At 60.8% G+C, this 26169-nt stretch carries 24 protein-coding genes, 3 tRNA genes and 1 riboswitch; of the genes, 5 read left to right on the top strand and 22 right to left on the bottom strand.

Features of this window, described 5'->3' with window-relative positions; genetic code table 11:
* Window positions 1-10: 10 nt before the first annotated feature.
* From nuoE to ACQKP1_RS07950, 8 genes are all read right to left on the bottom strand, one after another.
* A complete protein-coding gene (gene nuoE, locus ACQKP1_RS07985; protein ID WP_427274858.1) occupies window positions 11-1138 on the bottom strand; it encodes an NADH-quinone oxidoreductase subunit NuoE in 1128 nt (375 codons plus the stop codon).
* Window positions 1139-1156: 18 nt separating this feature from the next.
* Entirely contained in the window at window positions 1157-1399 is a 243-nt protein-coding gene (locus ACQKP1_RS07980) for a hypothetical protein (RefSeq protein WP_203014953.1), read from the bottom strand.
* Complete coding sequence (locus ACQKP1_RS07975; RefSeq protein ID WP_427274857.1) at window positions 1399-2589, bottom strand: NADH-quinone oxidoreductase subunit D; 1191 nt, start codon at window positions 2587-2589, stop codon at window positions 1399-1401. The genes ACQKP1_RS07980 and ACQKP1_RS07975 overlap by 1 nt, the downstream gene beginning before the upstream one ends.
* A 17-nt stretch (window positions 2590-2606) precedes the next feature.
* The gene (locus ACQKP1_RS07970; RefSeq protein WP_427274856.1) at window positions 2607-3209 is read right to left on the bottom strand and encodes an NADH-quinone oxidoreductase subunit C; all 603 of its coding nucleotides are present in this window, start codon (window positions 3207-3209) and stop codon (window positions 2607-2609) included.
* Window positions 3210-3227: 18 nt separating this feature from the next.
* Window positions 3228-3809, bottom strand: a complete 582-nt coding sequence (locus ACQKP1_RS07965) for a NuoB/complex I 20 kDa subunit family protein (RefSeq protein ID WP_006727568.1) — start codon at window positions 3807-3809, stop codon at window positions 3228-3230.
* Complete coding sequence (locus tag ACQKP1_RS07960) at window positions 3800-4165, bottom strand: NADH-quinone oxidoreductase subunit A (RefSeq protein WP_427276424.1); 366 nt, start codon at window positions 4163-4165, stop codon at window positions 3800-3802. The genes ACQKP1_RS07965 and ACQKP1_RS07960 overlap by 10 nt, the downstream gene beginning before the upstream one ends.
* 265 nt (window positions 4166-4430) lie before the next feature.
* Window positions 4431-4507: transfer RNA gene (locus ACQKP1_RS07955), tRNA-Asp, on the bottom strand.
* A 64-nt stretch (window positions 4508-4571) separates the two neighbouring features.
* Window positions 4572-4648, bottom strand: a tRNA-Asp gene (locus ACQKP1_RS07950).
* A 336-nt stretch (window positions 4649-4984) separates the two neighbouring features.
* Between ACQKP1_RS07950 and ACQKP1_RS07945 the strand changes: the two genes are divergently transcribed.
* Window positions 4985-5060 (top strand) — tRNA-Val (locus ACQKP1_RS07945).
* A gap of 15 nt (window positions 5061-5075) precedes the next feature.
* On the opposite strand, the gene ACQKP1_RS07940 is transcribed toward ACQKP1_RS07945, so the two are convergent.
* The 6 genes from ACQKP1_RS07940 to ACQKP1_RS07915 all read right to left on the bottom strand — a co-directional run bounded on the left by ACQKP1_RS07940 (window position 5076) and on the right by ACQKP1_RS07915 (window position 10838).
* The gene (locus ACQKP1_RS07940; protein WP_427274855.1) at window positions 5076-5798 is read right to left on the bottom strand and encodes an NYN domain-containing protein; all 723 of its coding nucleotides are present in this window, start codon (window positions 5796-5798) and stop codon (window positions 5076-5078) included.
* Between the two features lie 151 nt (window positions 5799-5949).
* On the bottom strand, window positions 5950-6852 hold the full coding sequence (locus ACQKP1_RS07935; RefSeq protein ID WP_427274854.1) for a dihydrodipicolinate synthase family protein: 903 nt from the start codon (window positions 6850-6852) through the stop codon (window positions 5950-5952).
* 96 nt (window positions 6853-6948) lie between these two features.
* Window positions 6949-7686: a GntR family transcriptional regulator gene (locus ACQKP1_RS07930; RefSeq protein ID WP_427274853.1), complete on the bottom strand. Its 738-nt coding sequence runs from the start codon at window positions 7684-7686 to the stop codon at window positions 6949-6951.
* 97 nt (window positions 7687-7783) lie between these two features.
* The gene (locus ACQKP1_RS07925; protein WP_427274852.1) at window positions 7784-9193 is read right to left on the bottom strand and encodes a UDP-glucose dehydrogenase family protein; all 1410 of its coding nucleotides are present in this window, start codon (window positions 9191-9193) and stop codon (window positions 7784-7786) included.
* A 128-nt stretch (window positions 9194-9321) separates the two neighbouring features.
* On the bottom strand, window positions 9322-10641 hold the full coding sequence (locus ACQKP1_RS07920; protein WP_427274851.1) for an MFS transporter: 1320 nt from the start codon (window positions 10639-10641) through the stop codon (window positions 9322-9324).
* 32 nt (window positions 10642-10673) lie between these two features.
* A complete protein-coding gene (locus tag ACQKP1_RS07915) occupies window positions 10674-10838 on the bottom strand; it encodes a DUF2256 domain-containing protein (protein WP_427274850.1) in 165 nt (54 codons plus the stop codon).
* A gap of 137 nt (window positions 10839-10975) precedes the next feature.
* On the opposite strand from ACQKP1_RS07915, the gene ACQKP1_RS07910 reads away from it, so the two are divergent.
* Window positions 10976-11962 (top strand): aldo/keto reductase, encoded by a 987-nt coding sequence (locus ACQKP1_RS07910; protein ID WP_427274849.1) that lies wholly within the window; start codon window positions 10976-10978, stop codon window positions 11960-11962.
* 80 nt (window positions 11963-12042) lie between these two features.
* Here ACQKP1_RS07910 and ACQKP1_RS07905 read toward each other — a convergent pair whose 3' ends face one another.
* From ACQKP1_RS07905 to clpP, 6 genes are all read right to left on the bottom strand, one after another.
* Window positions 12043-14241, bottom strand: a complete 2199-nt coding sequence (locus ACQKP1_RS07905) for an esterase-like activity of phytase family protein (RefSeq protein WP_427274848.1) — start codon at window positions 14239-14241, stop codon at window positions 12043-12045.
* A gap of 99 nt (window positions 14242-14340) precedes the next feature.
* Window positions 14341-15243, bottom strand: a complete 903-nt coding sequence (locus ACQKP1_RS07900; RefSeq protein WP_427274847.1) for a DMT family transporter — start codon at window positions 15241-15243, stop codon at window positions 14341-14343.
* 132 nt (window positions 15244-15375) lie between these two features.
* Window positions 15376-15530: riboswitch (FMN riboswitch) on the bottom strand.
* A 140-nt stretch (window positions 15531-15670) separates the two neighbouring features.
* Complete coding sequence (gene hupB / locus ACQKP1_RS07895; RefSeq protein ID WP_006727558.1) at window positions 15671-15946, bottom strand: DNA-binding protein HupB; 276 nt, start codon at window positions 15944-15946, stop codon at window positions 15671-15673.
* 206 nt (window positions 15947-16152) lie between these two features.
* Complete coding sequence (gene lon / locus ACQKP1_RS07890) at window positions 16153-18570, bottom strand: endopeptidase La (RefSeq protein ID WP_427274846.1); 2418 nt, start codon at window positions 18568-18570, stop codon at window positions 16153-16155.
* Window positions 18571-19030: 460 nt separating this feature from the next.
* On the bottom strand, window positions 19031-20308 hold the full coding sequence (gene clpX / locus ACQKP1_RS07885) for an ATP-dependent Clp protease ATP-binding subunit ClpX (RefSeq protein WP_427274845.1): 1278 nt from the start codon (window positions 20306-20308) through the stop codon (window positions 19031-19033).
* A 286-nt stretch (window positions 20309-20594) separates the two neighbouring features.
* A complete protein-coding gene (gene clpP, locus ACQKP1_RS07880; RefSeq protein ID WP_054150607.1) occupies window positions 20595-21230 on the bottom strand; it encodes an ATP-dependent Clp endopeptidase proteolytic subunit ClpP in 636 nt (211 codons plus the stop codon).
* Window positions 21231-21588: 358 nt separating this feature from the next.
* Between clpP and ACQKP1_RS07875 the strand changes: the two genes are divergently transcribed.
* The gene (locus tag ACQKP1_RS07875) at window positions 21589-22845 is read left to right on the top strand and encodes a diguanylate cyclase (protein ID WP_427274844.1); all 1257 of its coding nucleotides are present in this window, start codon (window positions 21589-21591) and stop codon (window positions 22843-22845) included.
* Window positions 22846-22895: 50 nt separating this feature from the next.
* Window positions 22896-24140 (top strand): cytochrome P450, encoded by a 1245-nt coding sequence (locus ACQKP1_RS07870; protein WP_427274843.1) that lies wholly within the window; start codon window positions 22896-22898, stop codon window positions 24138-24140.
* Here the strand turns inward: ACQKP1_RS07870 and ACQKP1_RS07865 are convergent.
* On the bottom strand, window positions 24130-25113 hold the full coding sequence (locus ACQKP1_RS07865) for a helix-turn-helix transcriptional regulator (RefSeq protein ID WP_427274842.1): 984 nt from the start codon (window positions 25111-25113) through the stop codon (window positions 24130-24132). The two genes, ACQKP1_RS07870 and ACQKP1_RS07865, sit on opposite strands and share 11 nt — an antisense overlap.
* Before the next feature lie 119 nt (window positions 25114-25232).
* Between ACQKP1_RS07865 and ACQKP1_RS07860 the strand changes: the two genes are divergently transcribed.
* Complete coding sequence (locus tag ACQKP1_RS07860; protein ID WP_203014899.1) at window positions 25233-25889, top strand: glutathione S-transferase family protein; 657 nt, start codon at window positions 25233-25235, stop codon at window positions 25887-25889.
* A 26-nt stretch (window positions 25890-25915) separates the two neighbouring features.
* Here the strand turns inward: ACQKP1_RS07860 and ACQKP1_RS07855 are convergent, their stop codons facing one another.
* Entirely contained in the window at window positions 25916-26152 is a 237-nt protein-coding gene (locus ACQKP1_RS07855; RefSeq protein WP_203014897.1) for a hypothetical protein, read from the bottom strand.
* Between the last annotated feature and the right edge of the window lie 17 nt (window positions 26153-26169).

The raw sequence follows: 26169 nt of genomic DNA, 5'->3' as shown, positions 1-26169 counted from the left end.
ACCTAACCTCTCAGCGCGGCTTCTTGCCGAAGACCTTGATGTATTCCGCTTCGCCGCCCTTGGCGAGCGCCTTGGCCTGCTTGACCCAGTCGTCCCGCTCGATGCGGCCGGAGAACTTGAGATAGGTATCCACCCACTCGCGCTCCGCCTTCTTCCACTTGGCGATCTGTTCGAACTTGTAGACGCCAAGGCCGTTCAATGTTGCTTCAATCTTCGGACCGACGCCGGAGATCATCTTCAGATCATCAGGCGTTTCGGGACGCTCGATGCCTTGAGGACGGTTTTTCTCATCCATGACCGGGGCAACAGGAGACGCTACGGCTTCCTTCTCGACCGGACGGGCCGTATCGGCGCTGTCGCCCTTCAGCTTGACGTTTTCGGCAGCAGCCTTCTTGGCGGTCGCCGGGGTCTTCAGCTTCGTGTCCGTTTCAGGCGCATCGGTCACCGGCTTTGCAGCATTGGCCGGAGGCACGGCAGCCTCTTCGGTCTTTGCCGGCGCCGGCGTGTCGGTGAAGCGGATCGGCTGGATGTCGTCGGTCAGCGTGGTCGGACCACCGACCGGCGCCGAGAAGATGCGATCGACCTGCGGGCCCGGCTTGATGTCCGCACCCTTGCCCGCCGCAAAGCGATCGATGATGTGCTCGAGCTGGGTGACCGTCAGGTCTTCATAGGCATCCTTGAAGATCATCACCATCGGCGCATTGACGCAGGCGCCCTGACACTCGACTTCTTCCCAGGACAAGGTGCCGTCTGCGTTGCGCTCGAAAGGCTCCGGATGGATCTTCGACTTGCAGACGTGAATGAGGTCTTCCGCACCGCGCAGCATGCAGGGCGTCGTGCCGCAGACCTGGATATGGGCGCGTGTGCCGACCGGCTTCAGCTGGAACTGCGTGTAGAAGGTCGCGACTTCGAGGACGCGGATATAGGGCATGTCGAGCTTTTCAGCGACATACTCGATCGCAGCCTTGGTCACCCAGCCTTCCTGTTCCTGTGCGCGCATCAGAAGTGGGATGACCGCCGATTGCTGGCGACCCGCCGGATACTTGCGAATGGTGGCTTCAGCCCAGGTCGCATTTTCCGCATTGAATGCGAATGCTGCGGGCTGGAATTGCTCTTCGGCTAGTCGACGAACGGACATACTTCCTCACGCCTTGTCTCAGTTTATGGAACCACACCGCGTATTCGTCACATTGGCGAATTCGCAGGCATAGGCCGAATTGTCTTTCTGAAGGAATACGAAGAGCTTCGAGCCGGTCCAACTGGAGCTCTTGATCTCGTATCCATCCTGGATCAGCTTGGCCATCGGTACTGAATCCCTCGACGATACAGCTCTGTTCTCCTGGGCCACCGCCTGGGTGGCGCCGAGACAGATCAGCACGGTTGCGAGGGCTCTCAGCATCAGCGGTCTACTTCTCCGAACACGATGTCGAGCGAGCCGAGGATCGCCGAGACGTCGGCCAGCTGGTGGCCGCGGCACAGGAAATCCATGGCCTGCAGATGTGCATAACCCGGGGCGCGGATCTTGCAGCGATAGGGCTTGTTGGTGCCGTCGGAAACGAGGAAGACGCCGAACTCGCCCTTCGGGGCTTCAACAGCGGCATAAACCTCACCGGCCGGCACGTGATAGCCTTCGGTGTAGAGCTTGAAGTGGTGGATCAGGCCTTCCATTGAGCGCTTCATCTCGCCGCGCTTCGGCGGAACGACCTTGCCGTCCAGCGACGAGACCGGGCCGATCTTCGCGTCACCCAGCAGGCGGTTGACGCACTGCTTCATGATCTTCACCGACTCGCGCATTTCGAACATGCGGATCAGGTAACGATCGTAGCAGTCACCGTTCTTGCCGACCATAATGTCGAAGTCGAGATCGGAGTAGCACTCGTAGGGCTGCGACTTGCGCAGGTCCCAGGCAGCGCCCGAACCGCGGACCATGACGCCCGAGAAGCCCCAGGCCCAGCAATCATCGAGGCTGACGACGCCGATGTCGACGTTGCGCTGCTTGAAGATGCGGTTGCCGGTCAAAAGGTCGTCGATGTCATCGAGCTTTTCCGGGAACTGGTCGCACCACTTGCCGATATCCTCAACCAGCTGATGCGGCAGATCCTGGTGCACGCCACCCGGACGGACATAAGCTGCGTGCATGCGGGCGCCAGAGGCGCGCTCATAGAACACCATCAGCTTTTCGCGCTCTTCGAAGCCCCAGAGCGGCGGCGTCAGCGCGCCGACGTCCATGGCCTGCGTGGTGACGTTGAGGAGGTGCGAGAGGATACGACCGATTTCAGAATAGAGAACGCGGATCAGCTGACCACGGATCGGAATCTGGATGTCGAGGAGCTTTTCGACGGCCAGCGAATAGGCATGCTCCTGGTTCATCGGCGCGACATAGTCGAGGCGATCGAAATAGGGCAGCGCCTGCAGATAGGTCTTGGTCTCGATCAGCTTTTCGGTGCCGCGATGAAGCAGGCCGATGTGCGGATCGACACGCTCGACGATTTCCCCATCCAATTCCAGAACGAGGCGAAGAACGCCGTGCGCCGCCGGGTGCTGCGGGCCGAAGTTGATGTTGAAGTTGCGGACGTTGTGTTCAGTCATGGTCTCTGCCCTTCCGCTCACTTGGCCGCTTTTTCATCGCCAGGCAGCACGTAGTCCGTGCCTTCCCAGGGCGAGAGGAAGTCGAAATTGCGGAATTCCTGCTTGAGCTCAACGGGCTCGTAGACGACGCGCTTGGCGCTATCGTCGTAGCGAACCTCGACGAAACCGGTCGTGGGGAAGTCCTTGCGCAGCGGATGACCCTCGAAGCCATAGTCTGTAAGAATACGGCGCAGGTCCGGGTGATCGGTGAACAGGATGCCGTACATGTCCCAGGCTTCGCGCTCGAACCAGTCGGCACCAGGGAAAACCTGGCAGGCCGAAGGGACCGGCTGGAACTCGCCGGTCGCGACCTTGATGCGGATGCGCAGGTTCTGGCGCGGCGACAGCAGATGGTAGACCACGTCGAAGCGGTCTTCGCGCTTCGGGTAGTCGACGCCGCAGATGTCGATCAGGTTGACGAAGCCGCACTGGACATCGTCACGCAGAAAAGTCAGCAGCGGGATCAGGTTTTCCGACTTCGCGGTCAGCGTCAGTTCGCCGAAGCGGATCTCGCTCGACGAAATCAGCGCACCACGGACCTCTGCGAGATAGGAAGCGAGCTCGTTCAGGGCTTCACTCATGTTTTCAGTCCCTTCGCCTTACCGCTCGATCGTGCCCGTGCGCCGGATCTTCTTCTGCAGGAGCATCACACCGTAGAGCAGAGCTTCTGCCGTGGGGGGACAGCCCGGCACATAGATATCGACCGGCACGACGCGATCGCAGCCGCGCACGACGGAATAAGAATAATGGTAATAGCCGCCGCCGTTGGCGCAGGAGCCCATCGAGATCACGTAACGCGGCTCCGGCATCTGGTCGTAGACCTTGCGGAGTGCGGGCGCCATCTTGTTGGTCAGCGTGCCGGCGACGATCATGACGTCGGACTGACGCGGGCTTGCGCGCGGCGCAAAGCCGAAGCGCTCGGCGTCGTAACGCGGCATCGACAGCTGCATCATTTCGACAGCGCAGCAGGCGAGACCGAAGGTCATCCACATCAGCGAGCCGGTACGGGCCCAGTTGATCAGCTCGTCTGTCGAGGTGACCAGGAAGCCCTTGTCGGCGAGCTCATTGTTGATCTCGCCGAAGAAGCGGTCATCGGCGCCAACAGGCTTGCCGGTATTGGGATCGATGATACCCTTCGCCTGCGGCGCGATCATCGTCGTATCGGACTGGATCACTCCCATTCGAGCGCCCCCTTCTTCCATTCATAGATAAAGCCGACGGTGAGAACACCGAGGAAAACCATCATCGACCAGAAGCCGAACCAGCCGATCTCACCGAAAGATACTGCCCAGGGGAACAGGAAGGCGACTTCGAGGTCGAAGATGATGAAGAGGATCGACACCAGATAGAATCGAATGTCGAACTTCATGCGGGCATCATCGAACGCGTTGAAGCCGCACTCATAGGCCGACAGCTTCTCCGAATCGGGCGCCTTGTAGGCAACGGCAAACGGCGCCACCAGGAGCGCAATACCGATGATCAAGGATATGCCGACAAAGATGGCGATCGGAAGGTAAGAACTGAGCAGATCAGTCATCATATCACCCTGCTTGTCTCGCATGCCTGACGGCATTTAGGGCGGAGGCGACAAGCCGTAAAGAGAGTTGCAACGCGCCGTGGTTAGCGCAGGCAGCCACCCAGCGCAAGTCCAACCAAAGCCTTTTCACCCGATACCGGACCGCACCTTACCAGCGGGTAAAATGCATGTCTCGCGCAATCGCGCGTGCGGTGCAAAAACCCACGGCAATCACGACGCCGACTGGGCGCGCCATATCTGAGAAGTCAAGGAGTAGAAGAAGAAGTGGCGCGAGTGACGGGGCTCGAACCCGCGACCTCCGGCGTGACAGGCCGGCACTCTAACCGACTGAGCTACACCCGCGCATTTCATGAGGATTTCCCCATGTCTTCGCTGCCTTAAGCAGCGTGCCCTGAAGGCTTTGGAATGGCGCGAGTGACGGGGCTCGAACCCGCGACCTCCGGCGTGACAGGCCGGCACTCTAACCAACTGAGCTACACCCGCGCATTTCCAAATCGGGGTTCAAGGCGATCCCCGTCGAGCGGCTTGCCGTTCGATGAGCGGCTCTCTACGGGGTTCATCTGGAGGTGTCAAGCAGGTTTCAAGACAAAACCGTGACCGCCCGATTTTTTCCCCTGCCCCTCCCCTGAGCTTGCCGGAAGCTCCCTGCTCGCGACAACGCGCCGCAGGCGCAAAACAAGGATTCTGCTCAGTTTTCCACAAGGCCCGATCGACCGCATGACAAAAAAACAAAAAATCTGCACAAACACTCTTGCGGATTTTCCGCGATCCGCATAGATCACGGCCACCGACGCGGCAGACATGATCCGCCAAGCGTACGGGCGATTAGCTCAGTTGGTAGAGCGCTTCGTTTACACCGAAGATGTCGGGAGTTCGAGTCTCTCATCGCCCACCATTTTTCCTCCTTTGTTTAGCTTTTCTTGCGCAGCTTGATGCGCATCGCCTTTCCGTCTGTCTGGTCGACGTCGAAGGCACCCGTCTTCCGGATCAGATCGCTCAATTTTGAACATCCATAAGTTCGCGAATCGAAATCTGACTTGAGGTTGGATAGCTGAGTCCCCAACGCAGAAAGTGCGACCCAGCCATCCTCGCTGTCGATGTCGGACAAGACACGTTTGATGATCGGGACGGCAGCGCTCGGCGTTTTGAGCGGCGGCACTGCCTTCGCGTCACCATCCGGCGATGCCTGGACCCCAATGTTTTCCGTGTAGATGAAGCGCCGGCAAGCCTGACGGAAACTCTCGGGCGTTTTCTGCTCCCCAAAGCCGAAAACATCGACACCCTGCTCACGAATGCGGGAGGCGAGTCGGGTGAAATCACTATCCGACGACACGAGGCAGAAACCATCAAATCGCCCGCTCAGCAGGAGATCCATCGCATCAATGACGAGCGCAATGTCAGAGGCATTCTCGCCGGTCGTGTAGGCAAACTGCTGCTGAGGTATGATTGCGTGGCGCGTAAGGGTTTCGATCCACCCTTTTGATCTGGGACTGGCGAAATCGCCATAGATGCGTCTGACACTCGCCTCTCCAAGGCGCGCAATTTCCTCGAACAGCCCATCGGCGATCTTGCTTGATGTATTGTCCGCATCAATCAAAACGGCGAGACGCTTCAAACGATCGTTCGGTGCCATTTCAAGTCTCCCCGTTGCAACCAGAGCGGAAACTGCTCTTTGACTGCAGCCTCGAAGACTTGCTTCGCATTGGCAAGTGCGACAACGTCAAATAGCAAGAGACCCGCCGGATCGCTCCGACGGGCCTGGCTCATCTCAATGCCGCTGCAGCTTACTTCCCGCCAACAGGCCGGGTCGCCGCTGCCTTCTCCACCATCGCCGTCACTTCCGCACGGCGGGCGCCCTGAAGCGGCATGCGGGGCATGCGGACGCGCTCGGAGCCGCGGCCCATGATCTGCTCGGCGAGCTTGATCGACTGCACGAGGTCGTGTTCGGCGTCGAGATGCAGAAGCGGCATGAACCAGCGGTAGATGCGGCGGGCTTCCATCCAGTCGCCACGGTCGGCGGCAGCGACCAGGGCCACCGATTCGGCCGGGAAGGCGCTGGTGAGGCCGGAGACCCAGCCCTTGGCGCCGAGCATCAGGCCCTCGAGTGCCACGTCGTCGAGGCCGGCAAAGATGTCGTAGCGGTCACCGAAGGCGTTGATCAGGTCGGTGAAGCGGCGCGGATCCGGCGCGCTTTCCTTGACGGCCTTGATGTTCTTCACGCCATCGAGCGCTTCCAGCACTTCCGCACCGATGTTGACGCGGTAGGCCGGCGGGTTGTTGTAGAGCATGATCGGCAGGCCGGTTGCTTCCGCAACGGTCTTGAAATGGGCGACCAGCTCATGCGGCTTCGGCACATAGACCATGGCCGGCAGGAGCATCAGGCCGTCAGCGCCGATCTTTTCCGCATCGCGCGCATAGGCCGAGGCGCGGCGGGTGTCGAATTCCGACACGCCGGTGACGATCGGCACGCGGCCGTTCACCACCTCGACGGCGGCCTTCAGGATGGTGCGCTTTTCTTCCGGATCGAGCGAGTTGTTCTCGCCGCAGGTGCCCATGACGATCAGGCCGTTGACGCCGTCGTTGACGAGGGCGTCGAGCACGCGCTGGGTGGCGTCGATATCGACCGAGAGATCTTCATGGAATTGAGTCGTTGCGGCGGGGAAAACGCCGTGCCAGCCGGTGGTCATGGGATGCTCCTGTTGAAGTGGCGAAATCACAGTATACAGTTTGTCGACAAAAACAAGAGGTGCATTTCAGCGACCGCTGAAACGGGGTCGCAGGGGTCAGATGTCGGGAAGTTCGGCGGCAGCGGCGATGTTGCGGGCGACGTAATCCTGGATCTGGCGGACGATCTGGTCGGCATGGGCGACGGACAGCCGATCGGCCTCCTCGACATCGCCTGCGCGGATCGCCTCGATGATCTTCTCGTGCTCCTCGACATAGCGACGCGGCAGGCGATCATCGAAGGTCTGATAGTAGAGGCGCAGGATCCGGCGCCCCTCGTCGAGCAGGCGGGCGAAGAAGGTCGTGTAATAGGGGTTGCCGGCGCGCTCGGCGATGGCGACGTGGAATTCCCTGTTAGCCTCGATCATGGCGAAAGCGTCCTGGGCCTCGACGGCGCGGGAAAAGGCTTCCTGGTGGCGGACGATTTCGGCCATCCAAGCCTCGCCGGAGCGCTGGGCAGCACCCCGCGTGGTGACGCGGTACATCAGGCAAAGCGCTTCGAAATAGGTGGGCAGGCTGGAGAAATCGATGACTGCGACGATCGTGTTGCGATTCGGCAGACTGGTCACCAGGCCGTCCGAGGTCAGCCGCAGCAGCGCCTCGCGAATCGGAGTGCGCGACATGCCGAAATGTTCGGAGAGCCGCGTTTCATCGAGCGGACTGCCGGGCGCGCGCTCCATCGTCAGGATTTCGTGGCGCAGCGCCTTGTAGACCGATTCCGAACCGGAGCCGCGGGTGCGTGCCCCCTCACCTTTGCCAGTGTCGGCATCCGCTCCGCACGTCTCGTTCATGCCCATCCATCGACCCGTATGCTGCCTCGGTTGGAGGCCAGCACAGCGACGAACGGCGGGCAAAGTCAAGTCCGGGAGGAAAACCTCGAAGGTTGGTCAGTGGTCAGACGAGCTGGCCTGTTGGTGTCTCGTCGCCCCAAAGCAGCGGGTTCCAGGCCAGTTCGGGCGGGACGGCGTGAAAAAGGGTGCGCGCCGGATAGGCAGAGCGGGGACGCTTGCCGAGCGGCACGTGCTGGAAGCCATGGCCGATCATCTCGTCTTCGTCGAAGACATTGCGCAGATCGACCACGACAGGCGATTTCATCAGATCTTTCAGACGCGGCAGATCCAGCGACTTGAACTGATCCCATTCGGTGACGAGAACGATGGCGTCCGCACCCTCTGCGACCTCGTAGGCGTTGCGCCGGTATTTGACCGCGCCAAGAACTGCCCTCGCCGCCTCCATGCCTGCGGGGTCGTAGACATGCACATCCGCGCCGCCATCGAGCAGTGTTCTGATGATGGCGATCGAGGGCGCCTCGCGCATGTCGTCGGTATTGGGTTTGAAGGTCAGGCCGAGGACACCGATACGCTTGCCGCGTACGCTGCCGTCACAGGCAGCAATCACCCGGCGGCCCATGGCCCGTTTGCGGTTATCGTTGATTGCGACCGTCGTCTCGATCAGTTTCAAGGGCCGGTCGTAATCCTGTGCCGTCTTCACCAGCGCCAGCGTGTCCTTCGGGAAGCAGGACCCGCCGAAGCCGGGACCCGCCTGGAGGAACTTGTCGCCGATACGGCGATCCATGCCCATGCCCTTGGCAACCTTCTGCACGTCGGCACCAAGTTCCTCGCAGAGATCCGCCATTTCGTTGATGAAGGTGATCTTCATCGCGAGGAAGGCGTTCGAGGCATATTTGATCAGCTCCGCCGTGCGGCGCTCGCAGAAATAGAGCGGCATCTCCTTGAGATCGAGCGCCTCATAGATGTCGCGCATGACCTCGGTAGACCGTTCGTCATCCGAGCCCACCACGATTCGATCAGGGCGGCGGAAATCGGAAATGGCCGCACCTTCCCGCAGGAATTCGGGATTGGAGACGACGGCGATGTCCTTTTGCGGGAATTCTTCCCGGAAGATGCGTTCGATCTCGTCACCTGTGCCGACGGGCACGGTGGACTTGGTGACCACGACGGTGAAACCGGTGGCAGCGGCAGCAATCTCACGGGCAGCGGCATAGACATGGCTGAGATCAGCGTGACCATCGACGAGACGCGACGGTGTGCCGACCGCGATGAAGACCGCATCGGCTGCCGCCACGGGCCCAACGAGATCGCCGGAGAAGCTCAGGCGACCGGCCGCACAATTGTCGGCGATTACAATTTCCAGACCGGGCTCATAAATCGGCACTTTGCCCGCCTGCAGCGCCTCGATCTTGTCCCGGCTCTTGTCGACACAGACCACGTCATGACCCAGCGCCGCGAGGCAAGCCCCGGAGACAAGCCCCACATATCCCGAACCGATCATCACAATGCGCATCCGTGACCCTTCCCGAGAGAATCGTCTTTGATCTCAACGGTGTCACATTTGCCGAAACTCACGACGTCCGGATGACAGCCTCTCGCCAGGTCGCAGCGACGGGTGGTCAGATAGCGGATCGTCTTGTTTCAGGCGCCGAGGCTTGCGCGCAATTTCTGATGGGCCGCCTCGTCGAGGGAGAAATTCCACATCAGGGCGATGGCCGCGAGCTTGGGGAGGATCGGCAGGAAGGCGTAAAGGGCGGAAAGCGTCGTCAGTGCCTGCGGTGTCTGGGTGGCCGTCTGGCTGCCGATGAAGCCGGCAAGATCGAGAAGCGGGAAGACGACGCCTGCGGAGAGTGCCACTGCAAGCTTGGTGGTGAAGCTCCAGGCGGCGAAGTAAAGGCCGGAGCGCTGCTCGCCGGATGAAACCGTGTCGTTGTCGATCACGTCGGCCTGGATCGCCGGTGGCAGTGTCAGATCGAAACCGAGCAGCAGGCCGGTGACGACACAGACGACGGTGAAGGCGAGCACATCGCCCTCGCGAAGGAAACCGGCCACCGAGAAGACGGCACAAGCCAGCATCATGGCGTAGCACCAGGCGCGGTGTTTGCCGAGGCGCCTGGCGGTGGCAACAGCCAGCGGCACGCCGGCGATGGCGCAGAGAAAATAGGTGAAGAGCAACGGCCCCTGCATGGCGGGCGCATCGAGACGCTGGCCGACGAAATAGATGAAGAGCGAGGCAGGGATCGCATTCGCAAAGCTGTTCAAGAGGAAGGCGCTGACCAGTCGGAGGAAGGGACCGTTGGCGCGCAGATGGCGGAAGCCTTCCCGCAGAGAGAGCTTGCGTTGCGAGAGATCGACCGGTTCTGGCACCACGGCCACCGCCAGCAGTCCCGCCAAGGGTAGCGCGACGGCAATAAAGACGGCAACCCAGGCCAGGCCATGAAAGCCGGTCGCCGTGTCCAAGCCGCCGACGAATGGCAGGGTGATCGCGATCAGCGAGCCGATCAGGGTGGCGCCCTCGCGCCAGGCCGACAGCTTGACCCGCGCCTGATAACCGGTCGCGAGTTCCGCACCCCAGGCGGTGTAGGGCAAAAGCGACCAGGTGGCGCCGATCGAGAGCGCCACGCCCCAGAAGGCGAGATAGCCGACACCGGCATCTGCCGGCGGCCAGAAGAGCATGAAGGCGGCCAGTGCCGTCAGCGGCGTGGAGATGACGAAGAAGAAACGGCGGCGGCCATAGCGGGAGCGGACACGGTCGGACAGCCAGCCGAACAGGGGATCGGTGATCGCGTCGACCAGCCGGATGGCAAGCAGCAGCGTGCCGATGGTTGCGAGCGACAGGGCGAAGTGATCGGCGTAGAAGGTCGGCACCACGATGTAGAAGGGCAGCGCAATGGCGGCCATGGGTATTGCGGGAAGCGCGTAGAAAGCAAGGCGCTTCGACGACGGGGCCTGGTCTGTCATGGGGATCCGATCACTGAACTCTCTGGAAAGGTCTACGGCTTGTCGGCGTTAACGGTTTTGCCCGTGCGGCGGCAGCGCTCCGAACAGTAGATGACATTGTCCCAGTCCCGCTCCCACTTCTTGCGCCAGGCAAAGGGCTTGCGGCAGACGGGACAGGTCTTCTGGGGCAGATCGCCCTTGCGGATCATCTTCGGCATTTGTGTCTCTCGCTTCCTGCGATGCAATTCGCATCCGGGGCCGGAGCGGATCACTTCAAGACATCCGAGCGGTTGAAGCTTGCCACCCCCTGCCCCACTTGCTAGCTCGAAACCGCAATCACGGGAGAGACATCACGATGCGAGAACATAAATTCGGCCGGACGGAATTCACCGTCAGCGATATCGGCTTCGGCGCCTGGCAGATCGGCGGATCTTGGGGAGAAGTATCGGAGGCCGACGGCCGTGCAGCGCTGAATGCGGCGCTCGATGCCGGCATGACCTTCATCGACACGGCAGACGTCTATGGCGACGGTCGCTCGGAAAAGATCATTGCCGAGGTGCTCAAGGCGCGTGGCGGCAAGCGGCCGATGGTGGCATCCAAGGCCGGTCGGAGGCTCAACCCGCATGTGGCCGATGGTTACACCAAGGCGAATATCGAGGCCTTCATCGACCGTTCCTTAAAGAACCTCGAGATCGACAGCCTCGATCTCGTGCAGCTGCATTGCCCGCCGACCGATGTCTACTATCGTCAGGAGATGTTCGAGGGGCTGGAAGAGATCCGCAAGGCCGGCAAGATCAAGCATTACGGCGTGTCCGTCGAGAAGGTTGAGGAAGCGCTGAAGGCGATCGAGTATCCGGGCGTCGTCTCGGTCCAGATCATCTTCAATATGTTCCGCCAGCGCCCGGCTGCCCTCTTCTTCCAGGAAGCCAAGCGCCGTAACGTCGCGGTCATCGCGCGCGTGCCGCTGGCAAGCGGCCTGCTTTCGGGCAAGATCACCGCGAGCACCCAGTTTGCTGCCGAAGATCACCGCAACTTCAACCGCAATGGCGAAGCCTTCGATGTCGGCGAGACCTTTGCCGGCGTTCCCTTCGAGACCGGTCTCGCCGCCGTCGAGGAAGTGCGCAAGCTGGTGCCGGAAGGCGCTTCCATGGCGCAGTTCGCGCTGCGCTGGATCCTGATGCACGAGGCCGTCACGGTCGTCATCCCCGGCGCACGCAATGGTGAGCAGGCGAAGGCGAATGCCGCGGCCTCCGATCTAGCGGCGCTGTCGGTCGACGTAATGGCAGCATCGCGCGAGGTTTATGAGCGGCTGATCGCACCGCATGTGCATCAACGCTGGTAGGACTGAGCGGTATCGACATAAAAAGAGGCCGGGTGAGCGATCACCCGGCCTCTTCTGTTTCAGCTGGCCCGATCTTTCGATCAGTTGGTGCCCTGAAGGTTCACTTCCCAGAACAGGGTCTCGCCAGACGAGTCATCCACGCCGTCATTGTCGGTCACGGCAAAGGCCTTGCCCGATGCGTCGAAGGCAAAGCCTTCGAGCTTGTCGACGACATAACCATTGGTGGCGGCCTTCAGGTCCGGGATGAAGTCGTGGACTTCTTCCTTCGTAACCGTCGGCAGCTCTTCTCCGATCTTGGCGGGCTTAAGGTCGGCAATGGCAACGCGGTAAAGCTTCTTGAGCTTGGCATTGTCACCGATCTGGTTGTCACGCTCGACGATGTAGACATGGTCGCCATGGGCGGTGATCTCGGAAAGACCGACCCAGCCGGCATCCGCCTTTTCGAGCGGATAACGAACGGCGCCCCATTCCTTGGACTTCGGGTTGTAGGAGAGGAGCTTGACCGAGCCCTTCTCGTCATCGCCCCATTCGCGCTGAACCGCCATCCAGAGCGTCATGTCGTCGCCGGTGCCCACGCTGGTGATGCCTTCGAGACCGAAGCGGGTCTGGCCGGCGAGGAGTTCGACCGGGAAGCCGACCTCAGCCTTGATCTCTCCCTTGGCATCGACATTGTAGAGGCCGTGCCCGACGAGCTTGGCCGGATCGCCTTCGGAGGCGACCCAAAAGCCGCCCTTGCCGTCGAGCGTAATGCCTTCGAGGTCGAGCTTCTGAGCTGCAGCACCACCACGGGTGATCGGCAGGGCCGTGGTGATGACGGCAGGCTTCTGCGTTGCGTCGATCGTGAAGATCGTCGGCTGCATGGCGTAGAAGCTGTCATTGACGGCATAAAGGGTGCCAGCCTTTTCGGCATCACCGACGAGACCGGAAAGCGCGCCCCAACCGATCGGTGCGCCATCGACCATGGCCGACTGGATCATCGGATAGGCCGGCGTGCCCTCAGCCAGTTCGTAGAGCATGACATGCGAGCGGGGGCCGCCGTCTTCGCCGAGGTCGACCTCGTTGGCGGTTACCAGAAGGTTGCGCGAGGGAATGGCAACGGCGCCTTCCGGTGAGACGCCAGATGGCAGAAGCTGGGTGAGTTCAGGCTCGGCGCCGGTGTCCTTGTAGACGCCAACAATCGAAGAACGCTCAGCGAGAACGAAGAAGTAGTTTTGATCGCCGAAGGTGGCAGCTTCCAGGCCTTCGGGCTCAACACCCTTGGAACGGGCGCGCTTGTCCGGGAAGTGGCCGATCTGAGCGATCGCCATTTCAAAAGAAGCGCCCGATTCATAGGCCATCTTGCCGGTCTTGTCGAAGATGGTGAAACCGCGGGAGCCGCCGTTCCAGTCGCCCTCGTTGGCGATGACCAGCCTATCGTTGTCGAGCCACTTCACGGCGTCGGGTTCGCGCGGAACACCTTCCTTGGTGCCGGTGAACTTCAGCGCGCCATCGGACTTGGTATCGACTCCTTGAAGATCGACCGTACCAGCCGAGAAGTGGTTCTTCACTTCGCCTGTCTTGCCGTCGACGATGGCGATGTGGTTGTTTTCCTGCAGCGTCACGGCAATTTCGCCGAGGCTGTTGATCGCAACGAATTCCGGCTCCGGATCTTCAGGCGCGATCTCGGCAAGACCGGTGAGCGCGACGCGCTTCATAGTGCCGCAATCTGCAACGCCGTCGTTCAGCGAGATGATGACGAGATCGCCGGCCGGCATCTGCGGCAGGGCGCCATCGTTGGCGTCTTCGTCACGCTCGTTTTCGATGGCGATTGCGACAAAGCTATTGTCCGGCGACACGGCGATAGAATCGGGCTGACCGCCGATATCGCAGGTCGCCTCGACAGCCTTGGAAGCCAGATCGACGACGGCCAGATTGCCCGACGGGTTGGTGAAGCTCTCGGACGTGTTGACGCCGACGAGAACCTTGGCGCCGGCAACCGCAACCGAGGTGGGCTCGCCGTCCATCATCAGGGCGCCTGCAGCTTTCGGCGCCTTGGCGTCGGTGATGTCAATGAAACCGATGCCACCGAGCGGGCTGTCGGAATAGATCAGCGTGTTGCCGTCTTCCGAGGCCGTGATGATCTCGGCAGAGGTAGTGGAAAGCTTATCCTTGTCGGCCGGAAGGTTGGTGGCGACCGGGAAAGTGGCGATTCGATTGAAAACCTGTTCGGCCGTGGCCGGCAGGGCCACGGATGCAAAGAGCGCCGCCGTGAGGGCGACGCGGGAGAGACCATGGGTCATAGGGAAACCTCCAGTATCCAGAAATGGAACATTGGGGTTTCTGAGCCAGTCCGATGACAGTCGAATGACAAGGCGGGAATGAACCCAATTTTCACCGGTTCAGGTTTGAGGTGAATTTTCCTTGCCAGCCTCGCGCAGCATCAGGAAGAGCGATGCGCCGAGGATGAGGAGAGCGCCGAACCAGAGATAGCCGCTCGGCGCATAGCCAAAGACGAGCCAGCCGGCAAACACGTTGAGCGGCAATTTTAGGTCGTCGAAGGGCTGAACATAGGCCGCGTCCGCCGCATTGTAGGCGAGCGTCAGCAGATACTGGCCGATGGCAGTCAGAAGCCCTGCAGCGAGCAGCAGCCAGAGGGCCAACCCCTCCGGCACAACGAAGCCGCCGGCAACCGCGAGACCGGCATTGATCGGCGTCAGCAGCACCAGGAGCCAGACGGTCACGGTCTCCGGCGCCTCGTAGTGGGTGAGGTTTTTCATGATGAGCGAGGAACCGCCCCATAGAAGCGCAGAGAGAACCGGCAACAGGGCGGCGAGCGTGAAGCTGTCCGACCAGGGCTGCAGGATGATCATCGCGCCGACGAAGCCGGTGAGCGTTGCGAACCAGCGATCACGGCCGACGGTCTCACCGAGGAAGAGGCGCGCGCCGATGATGATGAAGAAGGGCGAGGTCATGACGAGCGCGATCGCCTGCCAGATCGGAACAGTGGCCAATCCGGTGACCCAGGCCTGGACGCCGAAGGCGGCGAGCAGGACGCGCAGGATGTGGCGGACCGGATAGGCCGTCTTCATGGCGCGGAGGCCGAGACGGAAGAGCAGCGGCAGCGAGAGGATGAGGGCAAAGCCATATTGCCAGAAGGCGGTCGATGCCGGCGGGAAGCCGAGCGTCATGGCGAGCCATTGGGTGACGACATTGAGTACGGCGAAGGCGATACCGGCCAACACCATGAAGCCGGCACCAACAACGGCCCGGGAGCGCAGAACAGAAACGGAGCTCTGATTCATGTCATGTTTCCTTGTCCAAAGGACCAACACAAATCAGGACAGATGAGGACGACGAAAAGCCGCTCCAGGACGGAGACGGCACTGCGAAGCCGCGACTCCGACCCGCCTGAAACGGACAGAAGCGCAGCCTGACCTCATTCTCTTTCATCCGGACTTTAACCGTCGGCTCCGGAGTTACACCGGATCTGCTGACCCTGCCCTCCCCTTCGGAAGATCAGGCGCTCGCGGGCTTGGAGTTTCTCCTCCTTACCGCCGGTGGGGAATTTCACCCCGCCCTGAGAACGAATGCCGGACAATCCGGCGCAACAGAAATATGACAGCCCATGCTGCAACGCAAGAGCGCAAAAAGAAAGCCCGGCGCAGAGGCCGGGCTAACCAGGGTGTCAGCTGACCATCGGCACCGAAGGGTGGCGACGGTCACGACGGATCAGCTGTTGACAGCGTCCTTCAGGCCCTTGCCGGCCGTGAACTTCGGCACGTTGCGAGCCGGGATATCGACTTCAGCGCCGGTGGACGGGTTGCGGCCCTTGGAGGCTTCGCGACGGGCGACGGTGAAGGCGCCGAAGCCAGCGAGACGGATGTCGCCGCCGTTCTTCAGTTCAGCCTGGACCGTTTCAAAAACGGCATCAACGGCAGAGGCAGCGTCAGCCTTGGTGAGGCCAGCCTTCTCGGCGACCGCGGATACGAGTTCGTTCTTGTTCATGTTTCCACCCTTTCTGATTGGTATGAAACGACTCAAAAGATTAAGTCGGGCGGAGAATACGAAAGCTTCTGCCCTTCGCAACTCAAAAGCACCCGAAAGCCCCGGAAAACAAGCCTTTTAAGCGGCTTTTCACAAAAAAGGCTGGCAAAAATGCCAGCCTTTTTGTGGGTTGTGGAGCTTTGTGGCTCACTTATGGCAGAATTGCCTCAGTGAGCGATTGTTGCACCGGTTTCATCGGCCCCATCGACGACGCCGATGGCCGGCGTTTCAACGGTTCCATCCCACTCGATCGGCTCCGGCACGCGCACCAGAGCGTGTCTGATGACCTCGCCCATGCGGGACACCGGAACGATCTCCATGTTGTTCTTCACGTTGTCCGGAATGTCGGCCAGATCCTTGGCGTTCTCTTCCGGAATGAGCACCTTCTTGATGCCGCCGCGAAGTGCTGCGAGCAGCTTTTCCTTCAGGCCACCGATCGGCAGGACGCGACCACGCAGGGTCACTTCGCCTGTCATCGCGATATCCTTCGAGACCGGAATGCCGGTCATGATGGAGACGATGGCGGTTGCCATGGCGATACCGGCGGACGGACCGTCCTTCGGGGTAGCGCCCTCGGGAACGTGGACGTGGATATCGGACTTGTCGAAGCGCGGCGGCTCGACGCCGAAATCGACGGCTCTGCTGCGAACGTAGGACGCAGCGGCGGAAATCGATTCCTTCATCACTTCCTTCAGGTTGCCCGTGACGGTCATGCGACCCTTGCCCGGCATCATCACGCCTTCGATGGTCAGCAGTTCGCCACCGACTTCCGTCCAGGCCAGACCCGTGACAACGCCGACCTGGTCCTCGCCCTCGGCTTCGCCATGGCGGAAGCGCGGGACGCCCAGATATTCGTTGATATTCTCACCGGTCACGGCGACCGAGGTCACCTTGCCCTTGATGATTTCAGTAACGGCCTTGCGGGCGAGCTTCATCAGTTCGCGTTCAAAGGAGCGCACACCGGCTTCGCGGGTATACTGCTGAATGATCGCCAGGATCGCCGAGTCGGCCACGGAGAATTCTTCCGGACGCAGGGCATGTTCCTTGATCGCCTTCGGCAGCAGGTGCCGCTTGGCGATCTCGAGCTTCTCATCCTCGGTATAGCCGGCGATCCGGATGATCTCCATGCGGTCCATCAGTGGACCCGGGATGTTGAGCGTATTGGCGGTCGTCACGAACATGACGTTCGACAGGTCATATTCCACTTCGAGATAGTGGTCCATGAAGGTCGAGTTCTGTTCGGGATCGAGCACCTCGAGCAGAGCCGAAGACGGATCGCCGCGGAAATCCATGCCCATCTTGTCGATCTCGTCGAGCAGGAAGAGCGGGTTGGACTTCTTGGCCTTCTTCATCGACTGGACGATCTTGCCAGGCATGGAGCCGATATAGGTGCGGCGGTGACCGCGGATTTCGGCTTCGTCACGCACACCACCAAGCGCCATGCGCACGTATTCGCGGCCGGTCGCTTTCGCGATCGACTTGGCAAGCGAGGTCTTGCCGACGCCCGGAGGACCGACGAGGCAAAGGATCGGGCCCTTCAGCTTCGTCGCGCGTGCCTGGACGGCGAGATATTCGACGATGCGTTCCTTGACCTTGTCGAGGCCGAAATGATCCTCGTCGAGAACCTTCTCCGCCGCGTTCAGGTCGATCTTGACCTTGGACTTCTTGCCCCAGGGCAGACCGAGCAGCCAGTCGAGATAGTTGCGCACGACGGTGGCTTCTGCCGACATCGGGCTCATGTGGCGCAGCTTCTTCAGCTCCGCATCAGCCTTTTCCTTGGCTTCCTTGGAAAGCTTGGTCTTGGCGATGCGCTCTTCCAGTTCGGCCATCTCGTCACGGCCGTCTTCGCCGTCGCCGAGTTCCTTCTGGATCGCCTTCATCTGTTCGTTGAGGTAGTATTCACGCTGGGTCTTCTCCATCTGGCGCTTGACGCGCGAGCGGATACGCTTCTCGACCTGAAGAACCGAGATCTCGCCTTCCATGAAGCCGAGCGCCTTTTCAAGACGCGTCTTCACGCTCACCGTTTCCAGCATCTCCTGCTTTTCGGTGATCTTGATGGAGAGGTGCGACGCGACCGTATCGGCCAGCTTCGAGTAATCCTCGATCTGGCTTGCAGCGCCGACGACCTCAGGCGAGATCTTCTTGTTCAGCTTGACGTAGTTTTCAAACTCGGAAACCACGGAGCGCGACAGAGCCTCGATCTCGACGGTATCTTCCGCCGGCTCGGCGAGGATGCTGGCCTTGGCTTCGTAGTAATCTTCGCGGCCGGTATAGCTTTCGACCTTGGCGCGCGCACGGCCTTCGATCAGCACCTTCACGGTGCCGTCGGGCAGCTTCAGGAGCTGGAGGACATTGGCGACGGTGCCGACTTCGTAGATGGCATCCGGGGCCGGATCGTCATCACTCGCATTGATCTGCGTGGCCAGCATGATCTGCTTGTCGGAACCCATCACCTCTTCCAGAGCGCGAATGGACTTCTCACGACCGACGAACAGCGGAACGATCATGTGAGGAAACACCACGATGTCGCGCAGAGGAAGCACCGGATAGGTGTTCACCTCGTTTGCAGCTGACGTATTCGTCATTTCACTTCCTTTCAAACGTCCCGGGGAAACCGGGACTCCATGCCGACCCAAAAGAGGCATCAGGCATATTTTTCGATCCTCCAACAAGTGGAGTGGCGCTCCCGCCAATTCAAGCCTGCCGCCTGTGCCCGCGCCGAATCTGTGACATCAGCATGACACACCCTGCCCGCTTTGACAGTAGATCGCGGACCTGATGCGAACCATGCGCGTCACTTCGTCGCCCGAGGGGCAGCCGGTCGTCGCATGGATGATCGGGGGACGCGGATATGCGGTAACGGCGACGCAGCACTCGAGCGTTCACTAGCCTCTGTTCTAGCCCAATCAACGGGCCTGACAACAGCGGAGTACGGTAAATGGGCAAGGGCTCCGGAGATAACCACAGGCAGCACCAAAAAAGATCGCCGGAAACGGAAAAGCCCGCCACAAGGGCGGGCTTTTCGCTGCAATCGATCCGAACCGATCAGGCGGAGGCGTTGGCCTTCTCTTCCTGGCGATCGGCATAAATGTAGAGCGGGCGGGAATTGCCGTTGACGACGTCGTCGGAGATGACGACTTCGCGAACGCCTTCCAGTTCCGGCAGTTCGAACATCGTGTCGAGCAGGATCTTTTCCATGATCGAGCGAAGACCACGGGCGCCGGTCTTGCGGGTGATCGCCTTGCGGGCGATCTCGCGAAGTGCGTCCTCGTGGAACGTCAGCTCCACGTCTTCCATCTCGAACAGGCGCTGGTACTGCTTGACGAGCGCGTTCTTCGGCTCAGACAGGATCTGGATCAGGGCGTCCTCGTCGAGATCCTCGAGCGTTGCCAGGACCGGCAGACGACCGATAAATTCCGGGATGAGGCCGAACTTGACCAGGTCTTCCGGCTCCAGTTCGCGCAGAACTTCGCCAACGCGACGATCGTCTTCGGCCTTCACCGTTGCGCCAAAACCGATCGAGGTCTTTTCGCCACGGGCCGAGATGATCTTGTCGAGGCCGGCAAAGGCGCCGCCGCAGATGAACAGGATGTTGGTCGTATCCACCTGCAGGAATTCCTGCTGCGGATGCTTGCGGCCACCCTGCGGAGGAACGGAGGCAACCGTACCTTCCATGATCTTCAGAAGCGCCTGCTGAACGCCCTCGCCCGACACGTCGCGGGTGATCGAGGGATTGTCCGACTTGCGGGAGATCTTGTCGACTTCGTCGATGTAGACGATGCCGCGCTGAGCGCGCTCGACGTTGTAGTCGGCAGCCTGGAGCAGCTTCAGGATGATGTTTTCGACGTCTTCACCGACATAACCGGCTTCGGTCAGGGTCGTGGCGTCCGCCATGGTGAATGGAACGTCGATGATGCGGGCGAGCGTCTGGGCAAGATAGGTCTTGCCGCAACCGGTCGGGCCGACGAGCATGATGTTCGACTTCGCCAGCTCGACTTCGCCGCCCTTGGAGGCATGCGACAGGCGCTTGTAGTGGTTGTGCACGGCCACCGACAGGATCTTCTTCGCCTGCTTCTGACCGATCACGTATTCGTCGAGGATCTTGATGATGTCCTGCGGCGTGGGAACACCGTCGCGGGACTTGACCATCGAAGACTTGTTCTCTTCGCGGATGATGTCCATGCAGAGTTCGACGCATTCATCACAGATGAACACCGTCGGTCCGGCAATCAGCTTGCGGACCTCGTGCTGGCTCTTGCCGCAGAAGGAACAATAAAGGGTATTCTTGGAGTCACCGCCGTTGCTTCCGCTGACTTTGCTCATGTCTTTATCCTTCCAGCACGCCGCGCCACCGCAGTCACGGCAGGGCGGTCACTCACACTGTCCGGCTTCCACCGCCGCCTTTGGTGGAAACCTCTTCCGATCCGGAGCTACTAGCCGATCCGACCTTGTCGGAGCGGCGGCAACGAAAACTCCCGTTCTCGGCAGACTATGTCACAAAGATTCAACATAGCCTTAATCCTACTATTAGCGCTTTTGCGCCGACTTTAAACCCCAGTCGCCATCACGTCTGCCGGCATCGGTCCGATACCGGCATCCGCAACGAGGGTCAGGCCGACGGTGCCGCGCCTTCCATTTCGGCGCGCGACGTCAGGATGCGGTCAATCAGACCCCACTCCTTCGCTTCGCTCGATTCCATGAAGTGGTCACGATCAAGCGTGTTCTCGACTTCGTCATATGTCTTGCCCGTATGCTTGACATAGACCTCGTTCAAGCGACGCTTCATCTTAATGATGTCACGAGCATGGCGCTCAATGTCAGAGGCCTGGCCCTGGAAGCCACCGGAAGGCTGGTGAACCATAATCCGCGAGTTCGGGGTGGCAAAGCGCATGCCCTTTTCGCCAGCGGCGAGAAGCAGCGAGCCCATCGACGCAGCCTGGCCGATGCAAAGCGTCGAGACGGCCGGACGGATGAACTGCATCGTGTCGTAGATCGCCATGCCGGAGGTGACGACACCGCCCGGCGAATTGATGTAGATGGCGATTTCCTTCTTCGGGTTCTCGGCTTCGAGGAAGAGAAGCTGGGCGCAGACGAGCGACGCCATGGTGTCTTCGACCGGCCCCGTCAGGAAGATGATCCGTTCCTTCAGCAGGCGGGAGAAGATGTCGTAGGAGCGCTCGCCACGATTGGTCTGTTCGACGACCATCGGCACCAGAGCGAGAGCGGTATCAACGGGATTTCTCATGTCGGTCCTTTTCAGCCTCTCCCCGGCACATGCCGTGGCGGGAATCACGTAATCTTTGTCAATCCCTACATAGAGTGTCCGCACCCCGACATTCAAGACACGAGGACGGGATATCCTTAATGGTCGAGACGCGCTCCGCGCTGGAGAACCTGCGTTTCCGGAAGACGACGTCCCGCTGAAGACCGGCCATGTCGCATCGATGCACAAGAAATAGCTAACATGGTGAAATTTCGGTAAGTCTCGCAACCAGTCGCGCCGGGAGCGACCCTCAGATCCTGCGGGTTTTCATAGTGACTGTTTAACCGGCTTGCGCCATTGTTGGGCGATTGTTTGCCGAATTCATTTCAGGAATTGTATCGTGATCGACGTGAAGACCGCGTTTTTGCTGTGGGTCATCCAGGCCAACACGCTTGCGATTCTGCTTCTGGCCATCTGGCTGCATGGCCGCGAGCAAAAACATTTCCTCTGGTTCGGCCTCGGGTTTCTGCTGCATGCAAGCGGGCTCGGCCTTGTCGGGCTACGCGATCAGATCCCCGACGCCCTTTCGATCCAGGCGGCAAACGCCATTTCGCTTCTGGGCTTCAGCCTGTGGGCAAAGGGACTTGCGGCGCTTGACCACCGCCCTGCCCCTCGCCTGATCTGGTTGCCCCCGCTGGTGTGGATCGTCGGCATCCTCGTTCCGGTCATCCGCGATGAATTCGCGCTGCGGGTCTCGCTCTATCATGTCGGCGCGTCGATCGGCTTTGCCATGCTCGCGATGATCGCCGCGCGTGCGCGCTTCAGCACCGGCCGGTATCGCGCCTTCCTGACCGTGACCTGGGGGAGCCAGGCCTGCGCCGGATTGGCCTATGGCATCTTCGTCCTCTTCCAGCGTCCGGCGAGCTTTGCCGACAATCTCTTCGGCGTGTGGATGGGCACCATCGCCGTCATCGGCTTCATTACCTCGGTGATCATTCTCGCCAAGATCACCATGGACCGTTCGCAGGAACAGCTGCAGACGCTTGTCAGGACCGATCCGCTGACGGGAGTGCTCAACCGGCGCGGGTTTGCCGAGGCCTATCAGGGACTGGTCGAGAGTTCGCCGCTCGACGCACTCGGGGTGCTGATCTTCGACCTCGACCATTTCAAGCAGATCAACGACCGGCACGGGCATTCGATCGGCGACCGGGTCCTGCAGGAATTCGCCGATGTCTGCCGCTCGCTCCTTCCGCAACGGGCGGTCTTTGCCCGCACCGGCGGGGAGGAGTTCGCAGCCGTGCTGGCAATATCGGAGCCGAGGGATGCAGCGCTGTTCGCCGAGACAGTGCGCCTTGCGCTCGCGGACCGCACCATTTCAACAGGCGAGGAAATGATCTCGGTGACGACGAGTGTCGGCATCTCGGTCAGCCCGCGACACAAGGCCGATCTCGAGCAACTCCTGTCGGAAGCCGATATCGCGCTCTACACGGCAAAGGCGCAAGGGCGAAACCGGACCTCGCTGCGTTCGGGCGACCGGACGGTGACCGTGCCGCCAGCGCGCGACGATAACATACAGGTAGAGGTCGATCGGCAGGCGAGCCGACAGGTGGCCATTCTCAAACGCATCTCTGCCGTTGCCCACAAGCTGGACGACTGAGCGCAATCGCATCCCCTTGCGCGCGGGGATGCAAAGGATAAACAGAACGCATGACACAGACATCCTTCCTTTCCATCGACCCCGCCACGCGCCGGGTCTCCCTCGACGCTCGCGACCCCGCCTTCTACAGCGATCCGAACAAGACCTATGCGGCCCTGCACGCCAGCTGTCCGACCTTCTACTGGGAGGAACAGAAACAGTGGTTCTTCACCGGCTATGATCATGTGAACGCGCTTCTGCGCGATCGGCGCTTCGGCCGGCAGATCCTGCATATCGCGACGCGTGAGGAACTCGGCATGCCGGAACCGGCCGAGCACACGCGCCACTTCGACAAGGCCGAAGAGCACTCGCTGCTCGAGATCGAACCGCCGGAACACACGCGGCTTCGCACGCTGGTCAATCGCGCCTTCGTTTCGCGCCACGTCGAGAAGATGACGCCCGAGATCGAAGAGCTCGCGAACCGGTTGATCGACGGCTTCGAGACGGATGGAAAGACAGAGCTTCTGTCGACCTTTGCTGACATTATCCCGGTCACCATGATCGCGCGGATGATCGGCATCCCGGAAGAGATGGGCCCGCAGCTGCTCAAATGGAGCCACGACTATGTCGGCATGTATATGTTCAAGCGGACCCGGGCCGACGAAGAGGCCGCGGATCGCTCAGCAAAGGAATTCGCCGACTATGTGCGGACGGTCATTGCCGAACGCCGCGCCAATCCGCGCGACGATCTCCTGAGCCACATGATCCATACCGAACACAAGGGCCAGTTCCTCACCGAGGATGAACTGATCTCAACGACCATCGTGCTGCTCAATGCAGGCCACGAGGCGACAGTGCACCAGATCGGCAATTCGGTTCGCGTGATCCTCGACAGCGGCATCGATCCCTCAACGCTGTTTTCCGACGAGAAGACGACCGAACGGACCGTCGAGGAGACGCTCCGGATCTGCGCGCCCGTGCATATCTTCCAGCGCTGGTGCCTGGAGCCCTGCGAAATCGATGGCGTGTCTTTCAAGCGCGGCGACAAGGTGAGCCTGATCCTGGCTGCGGCCAATCTCGATCCGCAGAAGTTTCCGGAGCCGCTCGCCTTCAAGCCCTCGCGGGATGAAGGGGCCAACCTCTCCTTCGGCGCCGGCATTCATTTCTGCATCGGCGCGCCGCTCGCGCGTCTCGAACTCAACATCGTGCTGCCGCTGCTCTTCAAGCGGCTGCCGGGGCTGAAGATCGCAGCGACGCCCACGGTCAAGGATGTCTATCACTTCCACGGACTGGAACGGCTGGATCTCACCTGGTGAGGGCAGCCGGCTCCGCATAGCGGGCCACCAGGGTCTCCACGGCCCGACGCATGGCATGCTTCAGCTCCGGCGGGTCGATGACCTCGACCTCCGTTGTGAGCTTCAGCATTTCGGAGACGGCCATGCGCTCATGGGCAACCGGCAGGCGGACCGTCTGCCAGCCCTCCTCGTCCGGCTCTCCGATGAATTCGAGATTGGCGCGCACACAGGGCGGCGCCATGTGCTTGATTTCCTTCAGTCCCCAGGGCGAGAGCCGGATGGTCGCCCAGTTGGGGTAGAGCTCCAGTTCGAGGCGTTGCGTGTTTTCGGTCCAATAGGCTGCGAGGTCGAAATCCCTGGGCCAGTCGAAGCGCTCTTCGGTGACAACAAGGTCGAGGACACGGGAAATGCGATAGGTGCGGACGGTGCCGTCGACGCGAGCGGCGAGATACCAGGCTCCGCCCTTCATGACGATACCGAGCGGTTCGGCAACCCGGTTCTTTTCCGCCTTCCAGGAGCGGTAGCGCATGCGAATGCGCTTGGAATTCCAGACAGCATCGGCGATCGCCTGCAAATAGACGGGCTGTTCACCCTCCGCGAGCCAGGCCGGCGCATCAAGGTGGAACTTCTGCTGCATGCGCCGAGCGCTTTCGCGCAGATCTTCCGGTAGCGCGGCTGTCAGCTTCTTTTGGGCGCCAGCCATCAGCGAACCGAGACCGAGATCGGCAGCGGCACCGGGAATGCCGGACAGGAACATGGCCTCTGCCTCCGCTGGCGTCAGGCCATTCAGCCGCACACGATAGCCATCCAGCAGCCGATAGCCGCCAACAGAGCCCCGCTCGCTGTAGACGGGGATGCCAGAGAGCGAGAGCGCGTCGATATCCCGGTAAATGGTGCGGACGGATACGGCATTTTCCGCGGCCAATGCCTCGGCGGTCACCAATCCCTTCGCCTGAAGGGTGGTCAGGATGTTGATCAGCCGGCTTGCTCGCATGGGGAAAATCCTCGCTCCGGCGATTATCCTAAACCAACCTGACACAATCTGACAGGTATGGTGGCGCAGTCTCCTGCCATCGCCTCTCGGCGCAGTTCATTTCAAAAGGGAGACTTTCGATGACCAGAGACCTGCCAATCACCCTCTTCTACTCGCCGCAGACCCGCGCCACCGGTGCGCGTGTGCTGCTGGAAGAACTGAAGGTGCCCTACGAATTGCATGTGCTCAACATGAAAGCGGGCGAGCAGCGCCAGCCGGCCTACCTCGCCATCAATCCGCTCGGCAAGGTGCCAGCGGTGCGCGTCGGTGACACGCTCGTGACCGAACAGGGCGCGATTTATCTCTATCTTGCCGATCTCTTCCCCGAAACGGGTCTCGCCCCTGCTCTCACGGATCCGGATCGCGGCGCCTATCTTCGCTGGCTCTTCATCTATGGCAGTTGCTTCGAACCGGCGGTCGTCGATCGCTTCATGAAGCGCGAGCCGGGCTCGATGAACGAGACGCCCTATGCGAGCTATGAGTCTCTGATCGACATGCTGGAGGACACGCTGAAAACAGGACCTTACCTGCTCGGTGAGCGCTTTACCGCGGCCGATCTTTTGTGGGGTATCGCACTGAACTGGACGACGATGTTCGGCCTCGTCGAAGCCCGCTCTGCCTTTAAGGCCTACATGGAACGGCTCAACAGCCGAGCGAGCATCCAGAAGGTATCCGCCGAGGATGTTGCCATGGCCGCAGAACACGAGGCCGCCGCGGCCCATCTGAAAGCGGGCTGATCACCTACTAGTCCGCCTGCAGTCGTTCAGATCCAACTCCGGCTATCCGGAGCGCCGCAGCCATAGGGCGGGACACTGTTCGGAAAAGACTGCTGCAGCCGATCGCATCCCCATTTGCGCAGAACGTGCGGAAGACGGCTGTTGATCTCGATTCCGACTTCGTCATAGGGGCTGCTGGTGTTGCTGACATAGGCATACCAGCGGCCACCGACGATAACAAAAAGCCCGACAATGACGATGAGGGCGACGCGAAATATTTTCATTCAGGTGACCTAGCGCT

Origin of the sequence: Allorhizobium sp. NPDC080224, from assembly GCF_050281005.1 — a bacterium.
Taxonomy (GTDB): Bacteria; Pseudomonadota; Alphaproteobacteria; order Rhizobiales; family Rhizobiaceae; genus Allorhizobium.
Note: the sequence above shows the minus strand (reverse complement) of the source record. Positions and strands in the feature narration are given on the sequence as shown.

Coding starts and splice junctions, on each gene's coding strand:
- ACQKP1_RS07965 (WP_006727568.1), bottom strand. CDS start 3,809: ATGGGAGTGATCCAGTCCGATACGACGATGATCGCGCCGCAGGCGAAG.
- ACQKP1_RS07935 (WP_427274854.1), bottom strand. CDS start 6,852: ATGACCACCGGCTGGCACGGCGTTTTCCCCGCCGCAACGACTCAATTC.
- ACQKP1_RS07905 (WP_427274848.1), bottom strand. CDS start 14,241: ATGACCCATGGTCTCTCCCGCGTCGCCCTCACGGCGGCGCTCTTTGCA.
- ACQKP1_RS07980 (WP_203014953.1), bottom strand. CDS start 1,399: ATGCTGAGAGCCCTCGCAACCGTGCTGATCTGTCTCGGCGCCACCCAG.
- ACQKP1_RS07870 (WP_427274843.1), top strand. CDS start 22,896: ATGACACAGACATCCTTCCTTTCCATCGACCCCGCCACGCGCCGGGTC.
- ACQKP1_RS07920 (WP_427274851.1), bottom strand. CDS start 10,641: ATGACAGACCAGGCCCCGTCGTCGAAGCGCCTTGCTTTCTACGCGCTT.
- ACQKP1_RS07860 (WP_203014899.1), top strand. CDS start 25,233: ATGACCAGAGACCTGCCAATCACCCTCTTCTACTCGCCGCAGACCCGC.
- ACQKP1_RS07925 (WP_427274852.1), bottom strand. CDS start 9,193: ATGCGCATTGTGATGATCGGTTCGGGATATGTGGGGCTTGTCTCCGGG.
- ACQKP1_RS07930 (WP_427274853.1), bottom strand. CDS start 7,686: ATGGGCATGAACGAGACGTGCGGAGCGGATGCCGACACTGGCAAAGGT.
- ACQKP1_RS07910 (WP_427274849.1), top strand. CDS start 10,976: ATGCGAGAACATAAATTCGGCCGGACGGAATTCACCGTCAGCGATATC.
- lon (WP_427274846.1), bottom strand. CDS start 18,570: ATGACGAATACGTCAGCTGCAAACGAGGTGAACACCTATCCGGTGCTT.
- ACQKP1_RS07975 (WP_427274857.1), bottom strand. CDS start 2,589: ATGACTGAACACAACGTCCGCAACTTCAACATCAACTTCGGCCCGCAG.
- ACQKP1_RS07900 (WP_427274847.1), bottom strand. CDS start 15,243: ATGAATCAGAGCTCCGTTTCTGTTCTGCGCTCCCGGGCCGTTGTTGGT.
- ACQKP1_RS07960 (WP_427276424.1), bottom strand. CDS start 4,165: ATGACTGATCTGCTCAGTTCTTACCTTCCGATCGCCATCTTTGTCGGC.
- clpP (WP_054150607.1), bottom strand. CDS start 21,230: ATGAGAAATCCCGTTGATACCGCTCTCGCTCTGGTGCCGATGGTCGTC.
- clpX (WP_427274845.1), bottom strand. CDS start 20,308: ATGAGCAAAGTCAGCGGAAGCAACGGCGGTGACTCCAAGAATACCCTT.
- ACQKP1_RS07915 (WP_427274850.1), bottom strand. CDS start 10,838: ATGCCGAAGATGATCCGCAAGGGCGATCTGCCCCAGAAGACCTGTCCC.
- hupB (WP_006727558.1), bottom strand. CDS start 15,946: ATGAACAAGAACGAACTCGTATCCGCGGTCGCCGAGAAGGCTGGCCTC.
- ACQKP1_RS07970 (WP_427274856.1), bottom strand. CDS start 3,209: ATGAGTGAAGCCCTGAACGAGCTCGCTTCCTATCTCGCAGAGGTCCGT.
- ACQKP1_RS07855 (WP_203014897.1), bottom strand. CDS start 26,152: ATGAAAATATTTCGCGTCGCCCTCATCGTCATTGTCGGGCTTTTTGTT.
- nuoE (WP_427274858.1), bottom strand. CDS start 1,138: ATGTCCGTTCGTCGACTAGCCGAAGAGCAATTCCAGCCCGCAGCATTC.
- ACQKP1_RS07865 (WP_427274842.1), bottom strand. CDS start 25,113: ATGCGAGCAAGCCGGCTGATCAACATCCTGACCACCCTTCAGGCGAAG.
- ACQKP1_RS07940 (WP_427274855.1), bottom strand. CDS start 5,798: ATGGCACCGAACGATCGTTTGAAGCGTCTCGCCGTTTTGATTGATGCG.